Genomic DNA, 16,085 nt, shown 5'->3' on the forward strand with positions numbered 1-16,085 from the left:
GGACTGATTTCTGTTCATGCGATTTCGGCCTCCATGGCATTGAGGAAACGCTGCGCTACCGGATTGCGCGGATTGCCCAACACCTCATTGGCCGGGCCCTCCTCGATGATCGCGCCGCCCGCCAGCAACACCACGCGATCGGCGACTTCACTGGCGAAGCGCAGTTGATGAGTTGAAATGATCATGGTGAGGCCGTCTTCCACCGCGAGGCGACGGATGACTTCAAGCACCTCATTGACGAGTTCGGGGTCGAGCGCGGAAGTCGGTTCATCGAGCAACAGCACGCTGGGATTCGGCGCGATCGCACGGGCGATGGCGACGCGCTGCTGCTGGCCACCGGAGAGATGCCGCGGCAGTGCATCGGCGCGGTGGCTGAGGCCAACGCGCGCGAGCAATTCGGTCGCCCGGCGATCCGCATCGGGGCGCGACACGCCATGCACCCAGCGCAGCGGCCCCGCGATATTCTCCTTCGCGGTGAGGTGGCCGAACAGGTTGAACTGCTGGAACACCATGCCGACGCCGACTTCGGCACGCGCCTGCGCCAGCAGTCGCGGCGACAGCGCCTTGCCGTGATCGTTGAAGCCGAGCCGGCGACCGCCGACCTTGATGCTGCCGTCGTTCCAGGGCTCGAGATTGTTGATGCAGCGGAGCAGCGTGCTCTTGCCGGAGCCGGACGGCCCGAGCAGCGCGATCACCTCGCCGATCCGCACCGTGAGATCGACGCCGGCGAGCACCACCTGATTGTCATAGCTCTTGCGCAGCGCAGCGATATCGACGGCCACGTTGTTTCGCGCCAGCATCTCGGTGCGTTTGGCGCGATCGATACGCCCGGACTGCGAGCGCGGCGGCGGCAATTCGGCGACGCCGGCATCGGGCAGTATCTCAGGCGGCGTCTCGTCCGCCGCGGTCAGCGGATCATCGAGCCCCTGCGCCCGATACCACGGCATCATCCGCATCAGCCTGATCTGCTTCGACGCGCGGTCGAGATCGAACAGCCATTCGAGGAACAACTGGATGCCGGCGATCGCCGCAGTGAGGAACAGATAGATCAGGCCGGAGGCGAAGAAGATCGAGAAGAAATCGAAAGTTGCCGACGCCATCTGGGTCGAACGCAACGTCAGCTCCTGCACGGCGATCACCGACGCCAGCGACGAATTCTTCAGCGCGCTGACGGTCTCGTTGCCGAAGGCGGGGATCATCGAGCGGATCGCCTGCGGCGCGATGATCCGGCGCATCAGGACGCCGGGCGTCATGCCGAGCGCCTGCCCGGCCAGCACCTGGCCGCGATCGACGCCGAGCACGCCGGAGCGCAGCATCTCGGCGATGAACGGAGCTTCGTTGCAGGCCAGCGCGAGGCCGGCGGCGAGAATGGCAGGGAGCTTGATGCCGATCTGCGGCAGGGCGTTATAGGCGAACACCATCTGCAGGATCAGTGGCGTGCCGCGAAAGATCACGGTGTAGACCCGGGCGAATGACGCCAGCGCTTTGAAGCGGCTGAGTTGCATCCACGCCAGGATCACACCGAGGACGAGGCCGCCGAGTAGACCGAGGGCAGTGACTTGCAAGGTCGCCTGAATGCCCTCGATCATATACGGCATGGTCAAATAGTGGAGGAACAGCTCCATCGAGCATGGCGTCCTTTTGCCAGTGCTGAACCTACTTGACCGTCAGCAGACCAGGCGCCATCAGGTTCTCCGGATCGAGATTCCACTTCTTCAGCAGCGCGAGCTGATCGCCCGACTTGTAGATCTCGGTCAGCGCCGCCTTCACGGCATCGCGGAAGGCCGGCTTGTCCTTGGGCACGCCGATGCCGACCTTATACGGGATTGTCACCGCGACAGCTTTTTCGAGCTTGTCCGGATAGGCCTTCACCGCATTGTCGACGGTGTTGACGTCGTTGACATAAGTGTCGGCGCGTCCGGCCAGGATCGCCTGAATGCAGTTGGCGTTGTTGTCGTAGAGCTGAATGGTCGGCTCAGGCTTGCCCTCCTTCTTGCACTCCGGCACGAGCGCCTGGATCAGCGGAACTTCAACGTAGCCTGTGTTCTCGGCCGCTGCCGCGCCGCACATCGAGGTATTGATGCCGGAGATCTTCTTCGGATTGCCCTTGGCGACCAATACGCCGTCGAACACCTTCGAATAGGTGATGAAGTCGGCCGCCTTGGCACGCTCTTCCGTGGCGTAGATGTCAGAGATCACAATGTCGGCCTGACCACTGGCCAGCGTGGTCAGGAGTGCGGCGAAGGTAACCGCCTTGTAGGTCAGCTTGAAGCCGAGGCATTCACCAATCTGCTCGCCGAGATCAATATCGAAGCCGACATATTTGCTCGGGTCCTTCGGATCGATCGACTCGTAGCCTGGCGTATGCGGATTGATAGCGTTGACGAGGGTCTTGCCCTTCCAGTCCGGATATTTTGCCTGTAGCTCCGCACAGGCGGCCGGCGCAGCTGCCCTAGCGCTGGTTGGAGCACCGACGCCCACAACCAGCAGTGCCCCCAGCGCCGCGATATGCATGAGTTTGTACGTGCGCGGAAAAGATAACGTGACCATTCGATCCTCTTTCGACGTTGTCATGGCGCAAGCCACGGTCCAAACCTCGAAGAAGTAAACGGCGGTCGCCGCTGGAAAACTTGTCTGGGAACGCACAATAAATTGGATGAACTCCCGCCAAACCTTGGGCACGACGCGCTCATATTTTGAGCACCCCCTGTCGAGAACGGAGCGGGAGCGCGGTAATCAGCCGATCATCGCGCGTCAGCCCGCGGCAGGGACGGCCTTCTCGGCCGGCGCGTTCCACGGCCGGTCCGGCGAGGCGAGGCCGATCAGGCGGCCCTGGATGAAGTCGCAGCCCCACTCGCGCAGCATCACAGCGGCCTCTTCGTCCTGCACCCATTCGGCAACCGTCTTGATCTCAAGACGGCGCGCGAGATCGATCAGCGTCTGCACGAAGGCGCGGTCGTCGGCCGAGCGCACGATGTTCTGCACGAAGGCGCCGTCGATTTTGACAATATCGACGCCGAGCTTGCGCAAGTTTCGGAACGAGGTGTAGCCGGCGCCGAAATCGTCGATCGCGATCCGGCTGCCGAAATTCTTCAGCCGCGTGACGAAGCCGCGGACGTCGTCGATGTCCTGGATCGCGACCGTCTCGGTGATCTCGACGATCAGCCGCTCGCCGACGCCGGGATGCGCCCGCATCAGCGATTCGATGGTGGCCCACCAGTCCGGGTCCATCGTGGTGTCGGGCGAGATGTTGAGGCTGAGCTCGACATCAGGCGCGGCGGCAAGCTCCGCGACGGCTAGCTCCAGCACGCGGTGATCGACCATCCGGATCAGGCCGAGCCGCTCGGCGACCGGCACGATGTCGGGCGCGAGCAACGCGCGGCCGTCGTCCTGCTCCATGCGGACCAGGCACTCGTAGAACGAAGGCTGCCGCGAACGCGCATCGACCACCGGCTCGAAGCCGATCACGATACGGCGCTCGTTCAGCGCGGTGACGATCTCGTCGGTGACGCGGATGTTGACGCGGCGCTGGGCGTCGCGCTCGACATTCGGTTTCCACAGCACGAACGATCCGGCGCGGCGGCTCTTGGCGGCGTCCAGCGTCTCCTGGGCGCGATTGACTGCCTCCTCCGCCGACTTGGCATGGCGCGGGATGGTGACGGCGCCGATCGAGACGGTCACCGACACCGGGCCGGATTTGGTCGGCACCACCTCGTCGCGGACTGCGGCAAGGAAGCGCTCGGCCGCGACGTTGGTGTCATCGACGGTGCAGTTGCGCAGGATCAGGCCGAACTTGTTGCCGGAGAAGCGGCCGAGCATGTCGCCGCTGCGCAGCCGGGCGCGGATCCGCTTCGCAACCTCGGCGATGACGGCGTCCGCGACATCGAAGCCGAAGGCATCATTGACCCGCGCCAGGTGATCGATGCCGATCAGCATGAAGGCGCAGGAGGTGCGGAAGCGCGCGCACTCCTCGATCGTTTCGGCGAGCGAGGCGATCAGATAGGTGCGGTTGAGCTCGTTGGTCAGCGGATCGTGCCGCGACAGCTTCATGAGCTGCTCGTCGCGGGCATGCCGTTCATTGTTGATGCGGACGACGCCCTGCACCAGCGCCGGCCTGCCGTCGGCGCCGGCAAACCAGCAGCCGGTCTCCTCGATCCAGATCACCGGCGCCGAGGTGACGGCGCGCACGCCATATTCGATCCGGTAGGGAACGCCCTCCCCGCTGCGCACAGTCGCGGCCTGGCCGAGCGCATCTGATCGAACCGAACGCAATGGCTCGATCAGCTTGGCGAGCTCGGCGCCGCTCGCGAGCGCCGCGACGGGGATATCCGGAAAGACCGTCGCCGCATTGTCGCTCCAGGCGATCGCATCGCTCGCCAGGTCCCAGGCGAATGTTGCCTGGCCGAGCGAGGCGAGGATGCTGGCAGCTGGCGGGACAGGTGGCATCGAACATGTCTCGATTTGGGACGGCGCCCGGTGATTCTGCACGCCCTCAAGATAGTGGTTCCGGCGAATCCAACGCTAGGAGAAGTTGATAAATAATCTGGAAACCACGTTTGCGACTGCCCGGGAACGAACTGGGGATGGCGGGCATGACCCTTGCCACGGGGGTGTTGCGGAGGGACGCAACGTCCCAAAGTATGACGGTCAACGGGTCTGCGTGCGATGCCTGATATCGATCAATCGGAAATCCTGGACGGCGAGGTTACAGGCGAACCTGCAGCCCCCTGCACCGCCTTGGTGCCGCTGGCCACGACCACCCATTGGGCGCCCAAGATCCCGCTACCCCACGCCGATCCGTCGTTCGTGGCCCAGCTGATCGCAACCGCCGCCCACGAACCGCAGACGTGCGAGCTGCGGCGTGGGTCATTGGCCGATGCGCAAAGCGCCTACGGCCCGCACATCGACGAACGCCGCAGCGTCGCACGGCGCACCCGGCAGATCATCTAGATTCCAGAAGAGTATCAGCGCTGCGGCGCGTCCGACGGCGGCTGGCCGCCCGGCTGCAAATCCGGCGAGGTCACCGTCGGCTTTGGCGCGGACTGATCGAGCAGCACGGATTCCGCGACCGACGTCGCCGGAGGAACGGTTGCAGCCGGCGGCGGCGCGGCGGGCGCCGGCGTAACGACAGGTGCGGGCTCGGGCCGCGCGGCGGGCTGCGCGACAGGCGCGGGCTGCGGCACCTCGGGCTGCGACTTGCTGACGCTCTGCGCCGGTGCCGCGACCACCGCACGGCGGCGGGTGCGCAGCGCAATTCCGGAAATGAAATCGACCAGCGCCAGCAGCGTGAGCAGGCCATAGGTCGAATTGCCGAATTTCGGCCAGAGCACGAATTCGGCGGCGGCCGCGCCGAACACGATCAGCGACAGCAGATGGTCGGTGAGAAATTTCGCGCCGGGCCGAGCGCCCTTGATGACCTCGAGCAGCAACAGCAGCACGCCGGCGGCGAGCAGCATGTCGCTGAGCGTGATCTGCCACTGCTCGCCCGAGAGCAATGTCAGCCTGATCAGCGGGTCCGTGAAGGACACGCCAGGCATCAGGAAGGCGATGATGTTGTAGACCGCGAGCGGAACCAGCAGCAGCGGAAAACCGACCATCGGGGCTTGCGCCTTATTCCAGGGAGAACCAGCATGCGGCGATGCCTACGCTTCGCCGCGGACGCGCCCGTTTTGACCGGCCTCGTTGGCCGAATTCGGGCGCAGCGCCGTTTTGTTCGGAGCATGATCTTATCGGAAAACCGCTAGACGCTTTTCCGGATCATGCTCTGCGGCGCGACAGCCGAATGTCCGATCAGGACTCTTTCTTGGCCTTCAGGACCTGGCGGCCCTTGTACATGCCGGTCTTCAGGTCGAGGTGGTGCGGGCGGCGCAGTTCGCCGGAGTCCTTGTCCTCGACATAGGTCGGGGTCTTGATCGCGTCAGCCGAACGGCGCATGCCACGGCGCGACGGCGAGGTTTTTCTTCTGGGAACGGCCATAACGGTGTCCTCTAGGGGTGTTGCGGAGGCATCGTCCGAAATGGGGACGAGCGCACAGCGCTTCAAAGCGCCAGCTGCGATGCCGGTAAGGCCGCGCTTATAGAGGAAGGCACTGCGTAAATCTAGGGTCCGATACGGTAAAATCCGCCCGAAATCAGCCTCAGGAGCCGCGATTTTCGCGCCAGCAGCGCTCCACCGCATTGCCCCTCGCCATATAGGTCCCGGACAGCCTGCGCACCCCCGGACCCGGGTTCCGGGCGCTCCGTTTGACCGGATTGGGCAGGATCGAAGCCAAAAGCGCGGCCTCGCGAGTTGACAGCCCGGCTGCCGACCGGCCGAAGGCATATTGGGCCCCGGCCTCGGCGCCAAACTGCCCGGATGGGCCCATTTCGGCGATGTTGAGGTAGATTTCGAGGATTCGCTGCTTGGGCAGCACGAAATCGATCCAGAGCGCCAGCGGCAGTTCCAACCCCTTCCGGATCATGCTGCGGCCGGGCCACAGGAACAGGTTCTTGGCCACCTGCTGGGTGATGGTCGAGCCGCCGCGCGCCGCCTCACCATCCCCGGCATCGTCGATCACCTCGCGCAGCGCGCCCCAGTCGACGCCCCGGTGCTTGCAGAAATGGGCGTCTTCCGCGCCGACCACGGACCGCGGCAGATACGGCGACATGGCGCCGAAATCGATCCAATGCCGCGTCACCGGGGCCCCTCGCAGGGTCCGCCACGCCATCAGGGCCGAGACCGGGTGGCCGGTGCGGTAGAACGGCGTCACCAGATACGGCAGCACCAGCAGGGCCAGCAAAAGCAGCAATAAAATTCGGACGATGCGCAAAACGAGGGTTTCCGGGGAGAACCTCTCCAGGAAGGATTTGGGCCCCGCCCGCCAGGAACGGCCGGCGCTGTCAGACGTCTGTGGGATAATTCACGGTTTTTCCAGCACTTTTAAGGCGCGAATCCGTCGCAGGGTGGAATTGACGAAGCCGATGCCATCAACGATTGTCCGGCCGAAAATCGATCTGGAGCAATTCTTAATGACGACCGGTACTGCAGAGTTTTCCAAGCGGCTGGACCAGACCGCGGAGGATACCGAAGCCCTGCTCGCGAAACTTTTGTCCGACGCGACCGAAACCGACGAAATCGTGCGCCCGAAGCGGCTGATCGAGGCGATGCGCTATTCGAGCCTCGGCGGCGGCAAGCGGCTGCGGCCGTTCCTCGTGGTCGAGAGCGCGGCGGTGTTCGGCATCCCGCGCGAAGCCGCCCTGCTGGTGGGCGCTGCGCTTGAATGCATCCACTGCTATTCGCTGATCCACGACGATCTGCCGTCGATGGACAATTCCGATCTGCGCCGCGGCCGCCCGACCCTGCACAAGGCCTATGACGAGGCGACCGCGATCCTGGCCGGCGACGCGCTACTGACGATCGCCTTCGACATCATCACCCGTGATGCGATCCACAAGGACGCCCAAGTGCGCCTGCTGTTGACCCGCGCGCTGGCGCGCGCCTCCGGGATCGGCGGTATGGCCGGCGGCCAGATCCTCGACCTCGCCGGCGAAGGCCGCTTCGGCGACCGCGAGCCGGTCGATGTCGCGCGCCTGCAGCAGATGAAGACCGGCGCGCTGCTCCGCTTCGGTTGCATCGCCGGCGCGATCCTCGGCCAGTCCTCCGAGAGCGAGTATCGGGCGCTCGACGATTACGGCAAAGCGCTCGGTGAAGCCTTCCAGATCGCCGACGATCTGCTCGATGTCGAGGGCGACGCCGCTGCACTCGGCAAGCCGGCCGGTGCCGACGCCGCGCTCGGCAAGACCACCTTCGTCACCCAGCTCGGCATCGATGGCGCCAAGCAGCGCGTGCGCGACCTGCTGGCGCGCGCCGATGCCGCGCTGTCGGTGTTCGGCGATAGGGGCGACGTCCTGCGCGCAGCAGCCCGCTTCGTCGCCGAGCGCAAGAACTAACCGAAAGCAAAGCGCGAAATGAGCAAGGAGCCCGACGACCGCCTTGTTCGTTTCCGCAAGCTGCCGATGCCGGTCCGCGTCGTCGTGGGCCGGCCGCGCACCTTCGTCTCGCTTGGGGTCGGCATCCTGGCTGCCCTGCTGGTGCCGGGAGCGCCGCGCCTCGTCACGCGCCTGCTCGCCGGATGGGACGCCTTCGCCGCGCTGTATCTGGTGCTTGCCTATGCGATGATGCTGCGCTGTGGCGTCGCTTATATCAAGCGCAGCGCCATATTGCAGGACGATGGCCGGTTCCTGATCCTGCTGGTAACCGCGTTCGGCGCGCTGGCGAGCCTCGCAGCCATCGTGTTTGAACTCGGCGCAGCCAAGGGCAGCCCGGCCGGACTGGCGGCGGCGATCGTCACCATCACGCTGTCATGGACCATGGTTCACACCGCGTTCGCGCTGCACTACGCCCATGAGTTCTACCGCGGCAAGACACCCGGCGGATTGCAATTTCCGAGCGGCGACGAGCATGTCGACGCCGATTACTGGGACTTCATCTATTTCTCGTTCGTGATCGGCATGACCGCGCAGGTCTCCGACGTCGGCATCACCGACAAGATCATCCGCCGCACCGCGACCGTGCACGGCGTCATCTCGTTCGCGTTCAACACCGCGCTGCTGGCGCTGATGGTGAACATCGCAGCGAGCGCGATCTAGCTGCTCACTAGAGCGTTTTCGAGCGAAGTGGCTACCGGTTCGCGTGAAGAAAACGCGTCAAAACAAGAATCTAGAGCCCCGTTCCGATTCCATCGGAACGGGGAAGGCTCTCGTTGCAGACTCGACATTGCCGCCGCCGAGACCGGGGCAGCCGCCGTTCAATTTCAAGAACCAGACCCGTTCATGGCGACACTGCAGAAGGGACCTGCGGTTCGGATTTGGCTCGTCACGACATTTCGGGCACGATCGTGGGAACGAGAATAAAGCCACGGAGGACGTCATGCAGGGCACCAGCGCACCGGTTCGATCCGGCACGATCGGCCGCATGGCCAGAAACCTTGTCGCCCTCGCGCTGCTTGCCGGCTGCACCGCGGGCTGCGGCATGGTCGACGCCGTGTTCGACGGCTTCAAGCACGCCAAGGCTGTGGAGGAAGACCTCCTTGCGGCGGTCGGGGTCAAACCACAGGTCGGCTTCAACTGGCGCAATGGCCGGCTCACATCGGTGACCGTCACCTTCCCCAGCCTGCTGCAGGACAAGCCGCTGCAGGAGCTCTCCGACGCGGCGCGCAACGCGGTCGGCAAGGAGTTCAAGCAGCGCGCCGACAATGTCGTGCTCGCCTTCGCGTTGGGGCCGTCCAAGACTACCTCGGCACAAGCGGACCAGCCTCAGGGCAAGAACTGACCTCGCGCTGATTTATTCCGCGCCTTTGGTCACGTGCCCCTGATATTGCGGCAGGTCGTCCAATATCGCGTACCACGGCGCCTTGGAGCCGACGAAGATATGCGCGGTCGGCCGGATCGCCGGCACATCGCGCAGCGTTCCCATCGTGACATGGACATAGGCGCCGTCGCGGACCAGCGAATAGAGCAGCGAGCCGCAGCGGCCGCAATGCGCGTCGTGGGTCAGCTCATCGCCGTAGATCAGCAGACGATCGGCGCCGCTGACGATGGCGAATTTTTCGCGCGCGATTCCCGCGAACGGCTTGAACGCCGAACCCGTGGTGCGGCGGCAGTTCGAGCAGTGACAATTCAGCGCATAGCCGAACGCGTCGGCCACCTCGTAGCGCACGTCGCGGCAGAAGCATTCGCCCGTCAGGATGCGATCGTTCGAATTTGCAGATGCGGTCACGGCTTTCTCCTCACGCGGAATTTTGCCGACGGCCATGGCGCAATCCGGCGGTTCATGGCTAAATCCTAGCAGACGAAAACCTGCCGGGAGGACCAACCAATGAGCCAAGATCGATCCAGCGTCGAAAATGTCGTGCAAACCTATTTCGACGGTCTCTACGAGGGCGACGCCGACAAGCTTGCCGCGGCCTTTCATCCAAGCGCCGACTTGCGCTGGGTGGAGAAGGGCGAGCTGAAGGTCCTGACCGTGCCGGACTGGCTTGCCTGGGTGCGCAAGCGGCCGTCGGGGAAGGCCGAGGGCAAGGCCCGCGAAGATTTCATCGTCACCATCGACCGCTCCGACGACAACACCGCCTTCATCAAGGTGCGCTGCCAGCTGCCGCCGCGCTACTTCACCGACTACCTGGTGGCGATGAAGCTCGCCGATGGCTGGCAGATCGTCTCGAAGTCGTACCGCTACGACCTGCGGGACTGACCGGCGGGCCCGCCGCATCCCCACGACGGCTTTGTGGCATGCCCCAGCGGTCCGGCTCCGGCCGGACCGCATTGACTGCCGGTGGTTTCCGGGCGAATTGAGCCCATTATGGAAGCCAAGTTTCAGATTTTTCTCACCCTGCTCGGCGTACTGGCGGGAACCGCGCTGGTGGCGCGGCGGACCGACATCGCGCCGGCCATCCTGCTGCTGCTGACCGGCGTCGTGCTCGCCTTCGTGCCGGGCATGCCGTCGCTGGAACTGCCGCCGGAGCTCGTGCTTCTGGTGGTGCTGCCGCCGCTGATCTATTCGGCGAGCGTCGCGATGAGCTGGCGCGAGTTCAAAGCCAATCTGCGGCCGATCATCCTGCTGTCGGTCGGCTGCGTGATCTTCACCGCCTTCATGGTCGCGGCGGCGACCCACTATTTGATAGGCCTGCCCTGGAGCGTCGGCTTCCTGCTCGGGGCGATCGTCGCGCCGCCGGACGTGGTCGCGCCGCTCGCGATCGCGCGCAAGCTCGGCCTGCCCCGCCGCGTCCTGGTGGTGCTCGAGGGCGAAGGGCTCGCCAATGACGCGACCGCGCTGATCCTCTACCGCTTCGCGCTGGCCGCCATCACCACCGGGCTGTTCTCGCTGCCGAAGGCGACTGGCACCTTCCTCGTCATCGTCGCCGGCGAGATCGCGTTCGGCACGGCGATCGGCTGGCTCAGCCTGCGCGCCCGCCGCAGAGCCCGCGATCCGCAGGTCGAGATCACGCTGTCGCTGATCACGCCCTATCTCGCCTACTGGATCCCGGAGCATTTCGGCGGCAGCGGCGTGATCGCAACCGTTGCCTGCGGTCTCTACATGAGCTGGAACGGACCGCTGTTGATCTCGGCCGCGACGCGCCTGCAGGGCATCTTCTTCTGGGACCTGGTCATCTTTCTGATCGAGGGTCTGCTGTTCCTGATGACCGGCTTCCAGATGCGCTCGCTGTACGAGAAGTCGAAGTCGTTCCCGCTGCACGAGATCCTCACCGCCACCGTGCTGGTCGCCGCCATCGTGATCGTCGCGCGTTTCCTCTGGGTGTTTCCCGGCACCTATCTGCCGCGCTGGATCAGCCGGAGCATGCGCGACCGCGATCCGCTGCCGTCGTGGCGGGCGGTGTTCGTGGTCGCCTTCACCGGCGTGCGCGGCGCGGTGTCGCTCGCCGCCGCGCTGGCGCTGCCTTTGACATTACCTGGCGGAGACGCCTTCCCGTATCGCGACCTGATCCTGTTCGTCGCCTTCGGCGTGATCTTCGTGACACTGGTCGGGCTCGGCCTCGGCCTGCCGCCGGTGGTGCGCTGGCTCGGCCTCGCCCGGGACGGCCGCAGCGAGCATATTGCCGAGCACGAGCAGGAAATCGCGGCGCGGCGTGAGGCGCTGAATGCCGCGCTGAAGTCGCTCGATGCCATCACCGACGACCGCGAGCTTTCCGACGAGGTGGTGAAGCTCTTGCGCTCGCGGCACGAGATCCGCTTCAACCAGCTGCCCGATACGCTCGACCCCGAGAAGCACGACGTCTCCGCCGCCGGCACCGCGCTGACGCGGGAGCTGATCTCCTCCGAGCGCAAGTTCATTCATATGCTGCTGCGCGACGGCAAGATCACCGACGAAACCAGGCGGCGCATCGAGCGCGACCTTGATCTCGAGGAAGCGAGCCTCTCCAACCGGGAGTATCGCAGGATACCGTTGTAGGATTGGGTCGTCCCGGCCAAGCGAAGCGCGAGCCGGGACCCATAACCACCAATGATCATTGGTGTGCGACGCTGTGGCCACGGCTCGCTCGAACAACGCAGCCCTGTGGTCATGGGTCCCTGCTTTCGCAGGGACGACAGCAAGGATTATTCCGCCGCCGCGTTCTGCCCGGGGCCGCCGACGAAGCCTGTGGGATCGCCGAACCGTTCGACCATCACGGCGGTGAGGTCCTTGGTCTTGCTGGTCACGCAGGCGCCGGAGCGCACGGTGTAGCGATCCTGGTGCGCCGCATGCGGCGGCGCCTCGCCCTTCTGCAGCGCGCGGGCCGCCTCCATCACCAGCTTGCGGAAATGCATGATACCGAGATCGGTCGGGCCAAGATGCTCGCGGGTGCGGTCGGCGATCGGGCCCTGGCTGTCCTGCACCGCGGCGTCCTGCTCGGAGACGCCCTTGATGCCGGTATAGCTCTTGGTCCGCTGCAGCTTGCGGTCGATCAGATAGTCGTTCGCCTTGTTGCGCAGCGGCACGTAGTTCTCGTCGACCACCGCCATCACGCCGTTGCCATTGGCGTAGCCCTCACGCTCGGCGTCTGTCAGCGGGCGGTCGGGATTCCACGCATAGGTGTAGATCCAGCAACTGGTGTCGCTGACCGGCACGAAGGTCTGGCCGAACATGTTCTCGCCCGGCATGGAGCTCGGTGCGTAACTGTGGAACGGCATCAGGAACTGGGCGATGCGCCAGTAGATGTTGTCGCTGCCGGTCAGCCGTCCGCCCGCGACCGTCAGCCCGGCCTCATGCGGATTGATCTTGATGACGGGGCGCGGATCCTCGGCGATCCAGCGCATGTGGTCGGTCGCGACCCGCGTCAACGGGTTCACGAAATGCTTCTTGATGTCGAGTATCTCGTTCTCCTCCTTCTCGAAGGAGAGGTGCGCGAAGGTGAAATGCGCGGTGTCGATCGAGCCTTCCACCGCCTGCACCCAGTTGCAGTCCTGCCACTTCTTGGTGACGAAGCGGTGCGAGGCCGGTAGCAGCGCCATCTCCAGCGCCGGCAATTCGGGCATCGCCTCGACAGGGCCCATATAGGCCCAGATCATCTCGCCCCATTCGCGCACCGGATAGGACTTGATGCGGATCAGGTCCTTGGCATTGAGGTCCGGATAGGATGTCGGCATGTCGACGCAGCGGCCGTCGGTGTCGAACTTCCAGCCGTGATAGACGCAGCGGATGCCGCATTCCTCGTTGCGGCCGAGCCAGAGATTGGCGCCGCGATGCGGGCAGTATTGATCGATGACGCCGACCACGCCTCTGCTATCGCGGAAGGCCAGCAGCTCCTCGCCCATCACCACGATCTTCTTCGGATCGCTGCCCGGCTCCGGCAGCTCTTCCGACAGCAGCACCGGAATCCAGAACCGGCGCAGGAGCTCGCCCATTCCCGTCCCCGCACCGGACTCGGTGAGGAATTTGTTGTCTTCGGCGCGAAGCATGGACGACCTCCCGATTTGTTTTTTGTTTCAATTCGTAGGATGGGTAGAGCGAAGCGAAACCCATCACTTGCATCCGCGCGGTGAGGCGATGGGTTTCGCTGCGCTCTACCCATCCTACGCACCACGCTCATCCTCACACCGGCCGTTCCCCCTTCACCGTTACGCGGGTGCCGGAGCGGGTGTGCGGCCAGTAATCCCACATCGCGCGGTGCTGGGCGCAGCGATTGTCCCAGAACGCGATCGCGTTCTCGGTCCAGCGGAAGCGGCACTGGAACAGCGGATTCTCGGCGTGCTGGTAGAGATAGGCCAGCATGGCGTCGCTCTCGTCGCGCGGGATGCCGACGATGAAGCGGGTGAAGCCGCGGTTGACGTAGAGCGACTTCTTGCCCGTCACCGGATGGGTGCGGACGACAGGATGCTCGGCGCGCGGATATTCCCGTTTGTCGGCGACGCCATAGTTGGCGTAGAGCCCGCGATAAGTCTGCTCGCCGTCATGCAGCGCCGTGAGCCCGTCGAGATAGGCCTTCATGCGGTCCGACAGCGCCTCATAGGCGGCGTACATGTTGGCGAACAGCGTGTCGCCGCCGCGCGGCGGGCACTGCTTGATGTAGAGGATCGAACCCATCGGCGGCTCGAGGTCGCAGGACACGTCGGTGTGCCAGCCTTCGCCGTTGGCGCGCGGTGAATCCTTGTCGGCATGGATCTTCATCAGCGCCGGATCGCCCTCGTTGGGCGCGGCGGGATGCACATGCAGCTCACCGAACTTGCGGCCGAAGGCGAGATGCTGGTCGGGGCTGATGTGCTGGTCGCGAAAGAAGATGACGAGGTTTTCGGCGAGCGCGCGATGGATCTCGTCCATCTGGCGGTTGGAGCGCGCATCGTCGGAGACCAGCTTGCCGATATCGACGCCGGAGATTTCCGCGCCGATGATCGGCGTCAGCTTCTCGACGCCGATGGTCTCATAGGGCTCGGATTGGTCGGCGAGGTGGCGATAGCGCGGACCCTGCTTGCCGGACAGTGAGCTCATGGGCCTTCTCCCGATCGTTCTTGATTGGGAGACATGGTAACGCGCGTCGGTGGAAGCGCAATCTGCACCGCAAACATATCTGTCGTCCCGGACAGGCGCAGCGCAGATCCGGGACCATAACCACAGGATTGTGTTTTGCGAAGATTCGTAACCCGCATCTCGCGCCACAACCACCGCCTGGGGTTATGGGTCCCTGCTCCCGTGCGCAATTGCGCACTAGGCAGGGACGACGGCTTGTGTGGGTCACGAGCGGAGTGAAGCTACTCCGCGGCGCCGGCCTGCTCCGGCACCTTGGCGCCCGCGCCGTACTTCTGATCGATGTAGTCGATCACCAGCGCCTTGAAGTCGGCGGCGATGCCCGGACCGCGCAGGGTGCGGAACTTCTTGCCGTCGACGAAGACCGGCGCGGCCGGCGCTTCGCCGGTGCCGGGCAGCGAGATGCCGATATTGGCGTGCTTGGATTCGCCGGGGCCGTTGACGATGCAGCCCATCACGGCGACGTTGAGCTCTTCGACGCCCGGATACTTGGTCTTCCAGGCCGGCATCTCGTCGCGGATGAAATCCTGGATCGAGCGCGCCAGCTCCTGGAACGTGGTCGAGGTGGTGCGGCCGCAACCGGGGCACGCAGCGACCAGCGGCACGAAGGTGCGGAAGCCCATGGTCTGCAGCAATTCCTGCGCGACCTGCACTTCCAGCGTGCGGTCGCCGCCGGGCTCCGGCGTCAGCGAGATGCGGATGGTGTCGCCGATGCCCTGCTGCAAGAGGATGCCGAGCGCGGCCGAGGACGCGACGATACCCTTCGAGCCCATGCCGGCCTCGGTGAGGCCGAGATGGATCGCGTAATCCGAGCGGCGCACGACTTCCTGATAGACCGCGATCAGATCCTGCACGGCGGACACTTTTGCCGACAGGATGATCTTGTTCTTCGGCATGCCGAGCTCTTGGGCACGCGCGGCCGACAGCAGCGCCGACTGGACCATCGCTTCGCGCGTCACCGCGCGGGCATCGCGCGGATTCGGCAAGGCGATGTTCTCGTCCATCAGCTTGGTGAGCAGCTCCTGGTCGAGCGAGCCCCAATTGGCGCCGATGCGCACCGGCTTGTCGTTCTTGTTGGCGATCTCGATGATGTCGGCGAACTGGGTGTCGCGCTTGTTCTTGAAGCCGACATTGCCGGGATTGATGCGGTACTTGTCGAGCGCCTCGGCGCAGGCCGGATACTCGGCGAGCAGCTTGTGGCCGATATAGTGGAAGTCGCCGATCAGCGGCGTGGTGATGCCCATCTTGCGCAGGCCGTCGCGGATGCGCGGCACGGCGGCTGCGGCCTCCTCGCGATCGACGGTGATGCGCACCATCTCGGAGCCGGCGCGGGTCAATGCCGCGACCTGGGCGATGGTGCCCTCGATGTCGGCGGTGTCGGTGTTCGTCATCGACTGCACGACGATCGGCGCACCGCCGCCGACGGCGACGTTGCCGACCATGACTTGCGTGGTTTGGTGCCGCGGCGCGGGGCCGGCGACGTCGTCGTCTTGCGGCAAAATCTCAGGCTTGTTCATGGCGTCTCGAATATCAGGTTTTGGTGACATTCACCAAGGGGGCGATAGGCCACGCGCGCGGCAGGCCAAACG

Annotated in this window: 16 protein-coding genes; 6 read left to right on the forward strand and 10 right to left on the reverse strand. The window is 64.9% G+C overall.

The features are described 5' to 3' along the window. Positions 1 to 14: 14 nt before the first annotated feature. The 3 genes from WDM24_RS40395 to WDM24_RS40405 all read right to left on the reverse strand — a co-directional run bounded on the left by WDM24_RS40395 (position 15) and on the right by WDM24_RS40405 (position 4,446). Positions 15 to 1,625 (reverse strand): amino acid ABC transporter permease/ATP-binding protein, encoded by a 1,611-nt coding sequence (locus tag WDM24_RS40395; protein ID WP_338829663.1) that lies wholly within the window; start codon positions 1,623 to 1,625, stop codon positions 15 to 17. 31 nt (positions 1,626 to 1,656) lie between these two features. Further along, positions 1,657 to 2,550, reverse strand: a complete 894-nt coding sequence (locus WDM24_RS40400; RefSeq protein WP_414645655.1) for an ABC transporter substrate-binding protein — start codon at positions 2,548 to 2,550, stop codon at positions 1,657 to 1,659. A gap of 204 nt (positions 2,551 to 2,754) precedes the next feature. Beyond that, a complete protein-coding gene (locus WDM24_RS40405) occupies positions 2,755 to 4,446 on the reverse strand; it encodes a bifunctional diguanylate cyclase/phosphodiesterase (protein WP_338829664.1) in 1,692 nt (563 codons plus the stop codon). A gap of 219 nt (positions 4,447 to 4,665) precedes the next feature. Here WDM24_RS40405 and WDM24_RS40410 point away from each other — a divergent pair, with 219 nt between their 5' ends. Next, positions 4,666 to 4,950, forward strand: coding sequence for a hypothetical protein (locus tag WDM24_RS40410; RefSeq protein WP_166301313.1), 285 nt, complete (start codon positions 4,666 to 4,668; stop codon positions 4,948 to 4,950). A 14-nt stretch (positions 4,951 to 4,964) separates the two neighbouring features. On the opposite strand, the gene WDM24_RS40415 is transcribed toward WDM24_RS40410, so the two are convergent. The 3 genes from WDM24_RS40415 to mtgA form a co-directional block, all read right to left on the reverse strand. Then, entirely contained in the window at positions 4,965 to 5,597 is a 633-nt protein-coding gene (locus WDM24_RS40415) for a hypothetical protein (RefSeq protein ID WP_166301311.1), read from the reverse strand. Between the two features lie 193 nt (positions 5,598 to 5,790). Beyond that, complete coding sequence (gene rpmF, locus WDM24_RS40420) at positions 5,791 to 5,976, reverse strand: 50S ribosomal protein L32 (protein ID WP_021077536.1); 186 nt, start codon at positions 5,974 to 5,976, stop codon at positions 5,791 to 5,793. 160 nt (positions 5,977 to 6,136) lie between these two features. Next, positions 6,137 to 6,808 (reverse strand): monofunctional biosynthetic peptidoglycan transglycosylase, encoded by a 672-nt coding sequence (mtgA, locus tag WDM24_RS40425; protein WP_338694580.1) that lies wholly within the window; start codon positions 6,806 to 6,808, stop codon positions 6,137 to 6,139. A gap of 199 nt (positions 6,809 to 7,007) precedes the next feature. On the opposite strand from mtgA, the gene WDM24_RS40430 reads away from it, so the two are divergent. From WDM24_RS40430 to WDM24_RS40440, 3 genes are all read left to right on the forward strand, one after another. Beyond that, on the forward strand, positions 7,008 to 7,928 hold the full coding sequence (locus WDM24_RS40430; RefSeq protein ID WP_166301307.1) for a polyprenyl synthetase family protein: 921 nt from the start codon (positions 7,008 to 7,010) through the stop codon (positions 7,926 to 7,928). An 18-nt stretch (positions 7,929 to 7,946) separates the two neighbouring features. Continuing rightward, the gene (locus WDM24_RS40435; protein ID WP_338829665.1) at positions 7,947 to 8,627 is read left to right on the forward strand and encodes a DUF1345 domain-containing protein; all 681 of its coding nucleotides are present in this window, start codon (positions 7,947 to 7,949) and stop codon (positions 8,625 to 8,627) included. 280 nt (positions 8,628 to 8,907) lie between these two features. After that, positions 8,908 to 9,309, forward strand: a complete 402-nt coding sequence (locus WDM24_RS40440) for a hypothetical protein (RefSeq protein WP_338829666.1) — start codon at positions 8,908 to 8,910, stop codon at positions 9,307 to 9,309. A 12-nt stretch (positions 9,310 to 9,321) separates the two neighbouring features. Here the strand turns inward: WDM24_RS40440 and WDM24_RS40445 are convergent, their stop codons facing one another. Next, positions 9,322 to 9,756 (reverse strand): GFA family protein, encoded by a 435-nt coding sequence (locus WDM24_RS40445; RefSeq protein ID WP_338829667.1) that lies wholly within the window; start codon positions 9,754 to 9,756, stop codon positions 9,322 to 9,324. A gap of 99 nt (positions 9,757 to 9,855) precedes the next feature. Between WDM24_RS40445 and WDM24_RS40450 the strand changes: the two genes are divergently transcribed. Then, positions 9,856 to 10,230: a nuclear transport factor 2 family protein gene (locus WDM24_RS40450; protein ID WP_029079533.1), complete on the forward strand. Its 375-nt coding sequence runs from the start codon at positions 9,856 to 9,858 to the stop codon at positions 10,228 to 10,230. A gap of 108 nt (positions 10,231 to 10,338) precedes the next feature. Further along, positions 10,339 to 11,946, forward strand: coding sequence for a Na+/H+ antiporter (locus tag WDM24_RS40455; protein ID WP_338829668.1), 1,608 nt, complete (start codon positions 10,339 to 10,341; stop codon positions 11,944 to 11,946). A gap of 146 nt (positions 11,947 to 12,092) precedes the next feature. Here the strand turns inward: WDM24_RS40455 and WDM24_RS40460 are convergent, their stop codons facing one another. The 3 genes from WDM24_RS40460 to ispG all read right to left on the reverse strand — a co-directional run bounded on the left by WDM24_RS40460 (position 12,093) and on the right by ispG (position 16,013). Beyond that, positions 12,093 to 13,433 (reverse strand): Rieske 2Fe-2S domain-containing protein, encoded by a 1,341-nt coding sequence (locus WDM24_RS40460; RefSeq protein ID WP_338829669.1) that lies wholly within the window; start codon positions 13,431 to 13,433, stop codon positions 12,093 to 12,095. Between the two features lie 133 nt (positions 13,434 to 13,566). Next, complete coding sequence (locus WDM24_RS40465) at positions 13,567 to 14,460, reverse strand: TauD/TfdA dioxygenase family protein (protein ID WP_338829670.1); 894 nt, start codon at positions 14,458 to 14,460, stop codon at positions 13,567 to 13,569. Between the two features lie 260 nt (positions 14,461 to 14,720). Continuing rightward, positions 14,721 to 16,013 (reverse strand): flavodoxin-dependent (E)-4-hydroxy-3-methylbut-2-enyl-diphosphate synthase, encoded by a 1,293-nt coding sequence (gene ispG, locus WDM24_RS40470; protein WP_338829671.1) that lies wholly within the window; start codon positions 16,011 to 16,013, stop codon positions 14,721 to 14,723. Between the last annotated feature and the right edge of the window lie 72 nt (positions 16,014 to 16,085).

Source organism: Bradyrhizobium sp. 27S5, from assembly GCF_037217225.1.
Classification (GTDB): domain Bacteria; phylum Pseudomonadota; class Alphaproteobacteria; order Rhizobiales; family Xanthobacteraceae; genus Bradyrhizobium; species Bradyrhizobium septentrionale.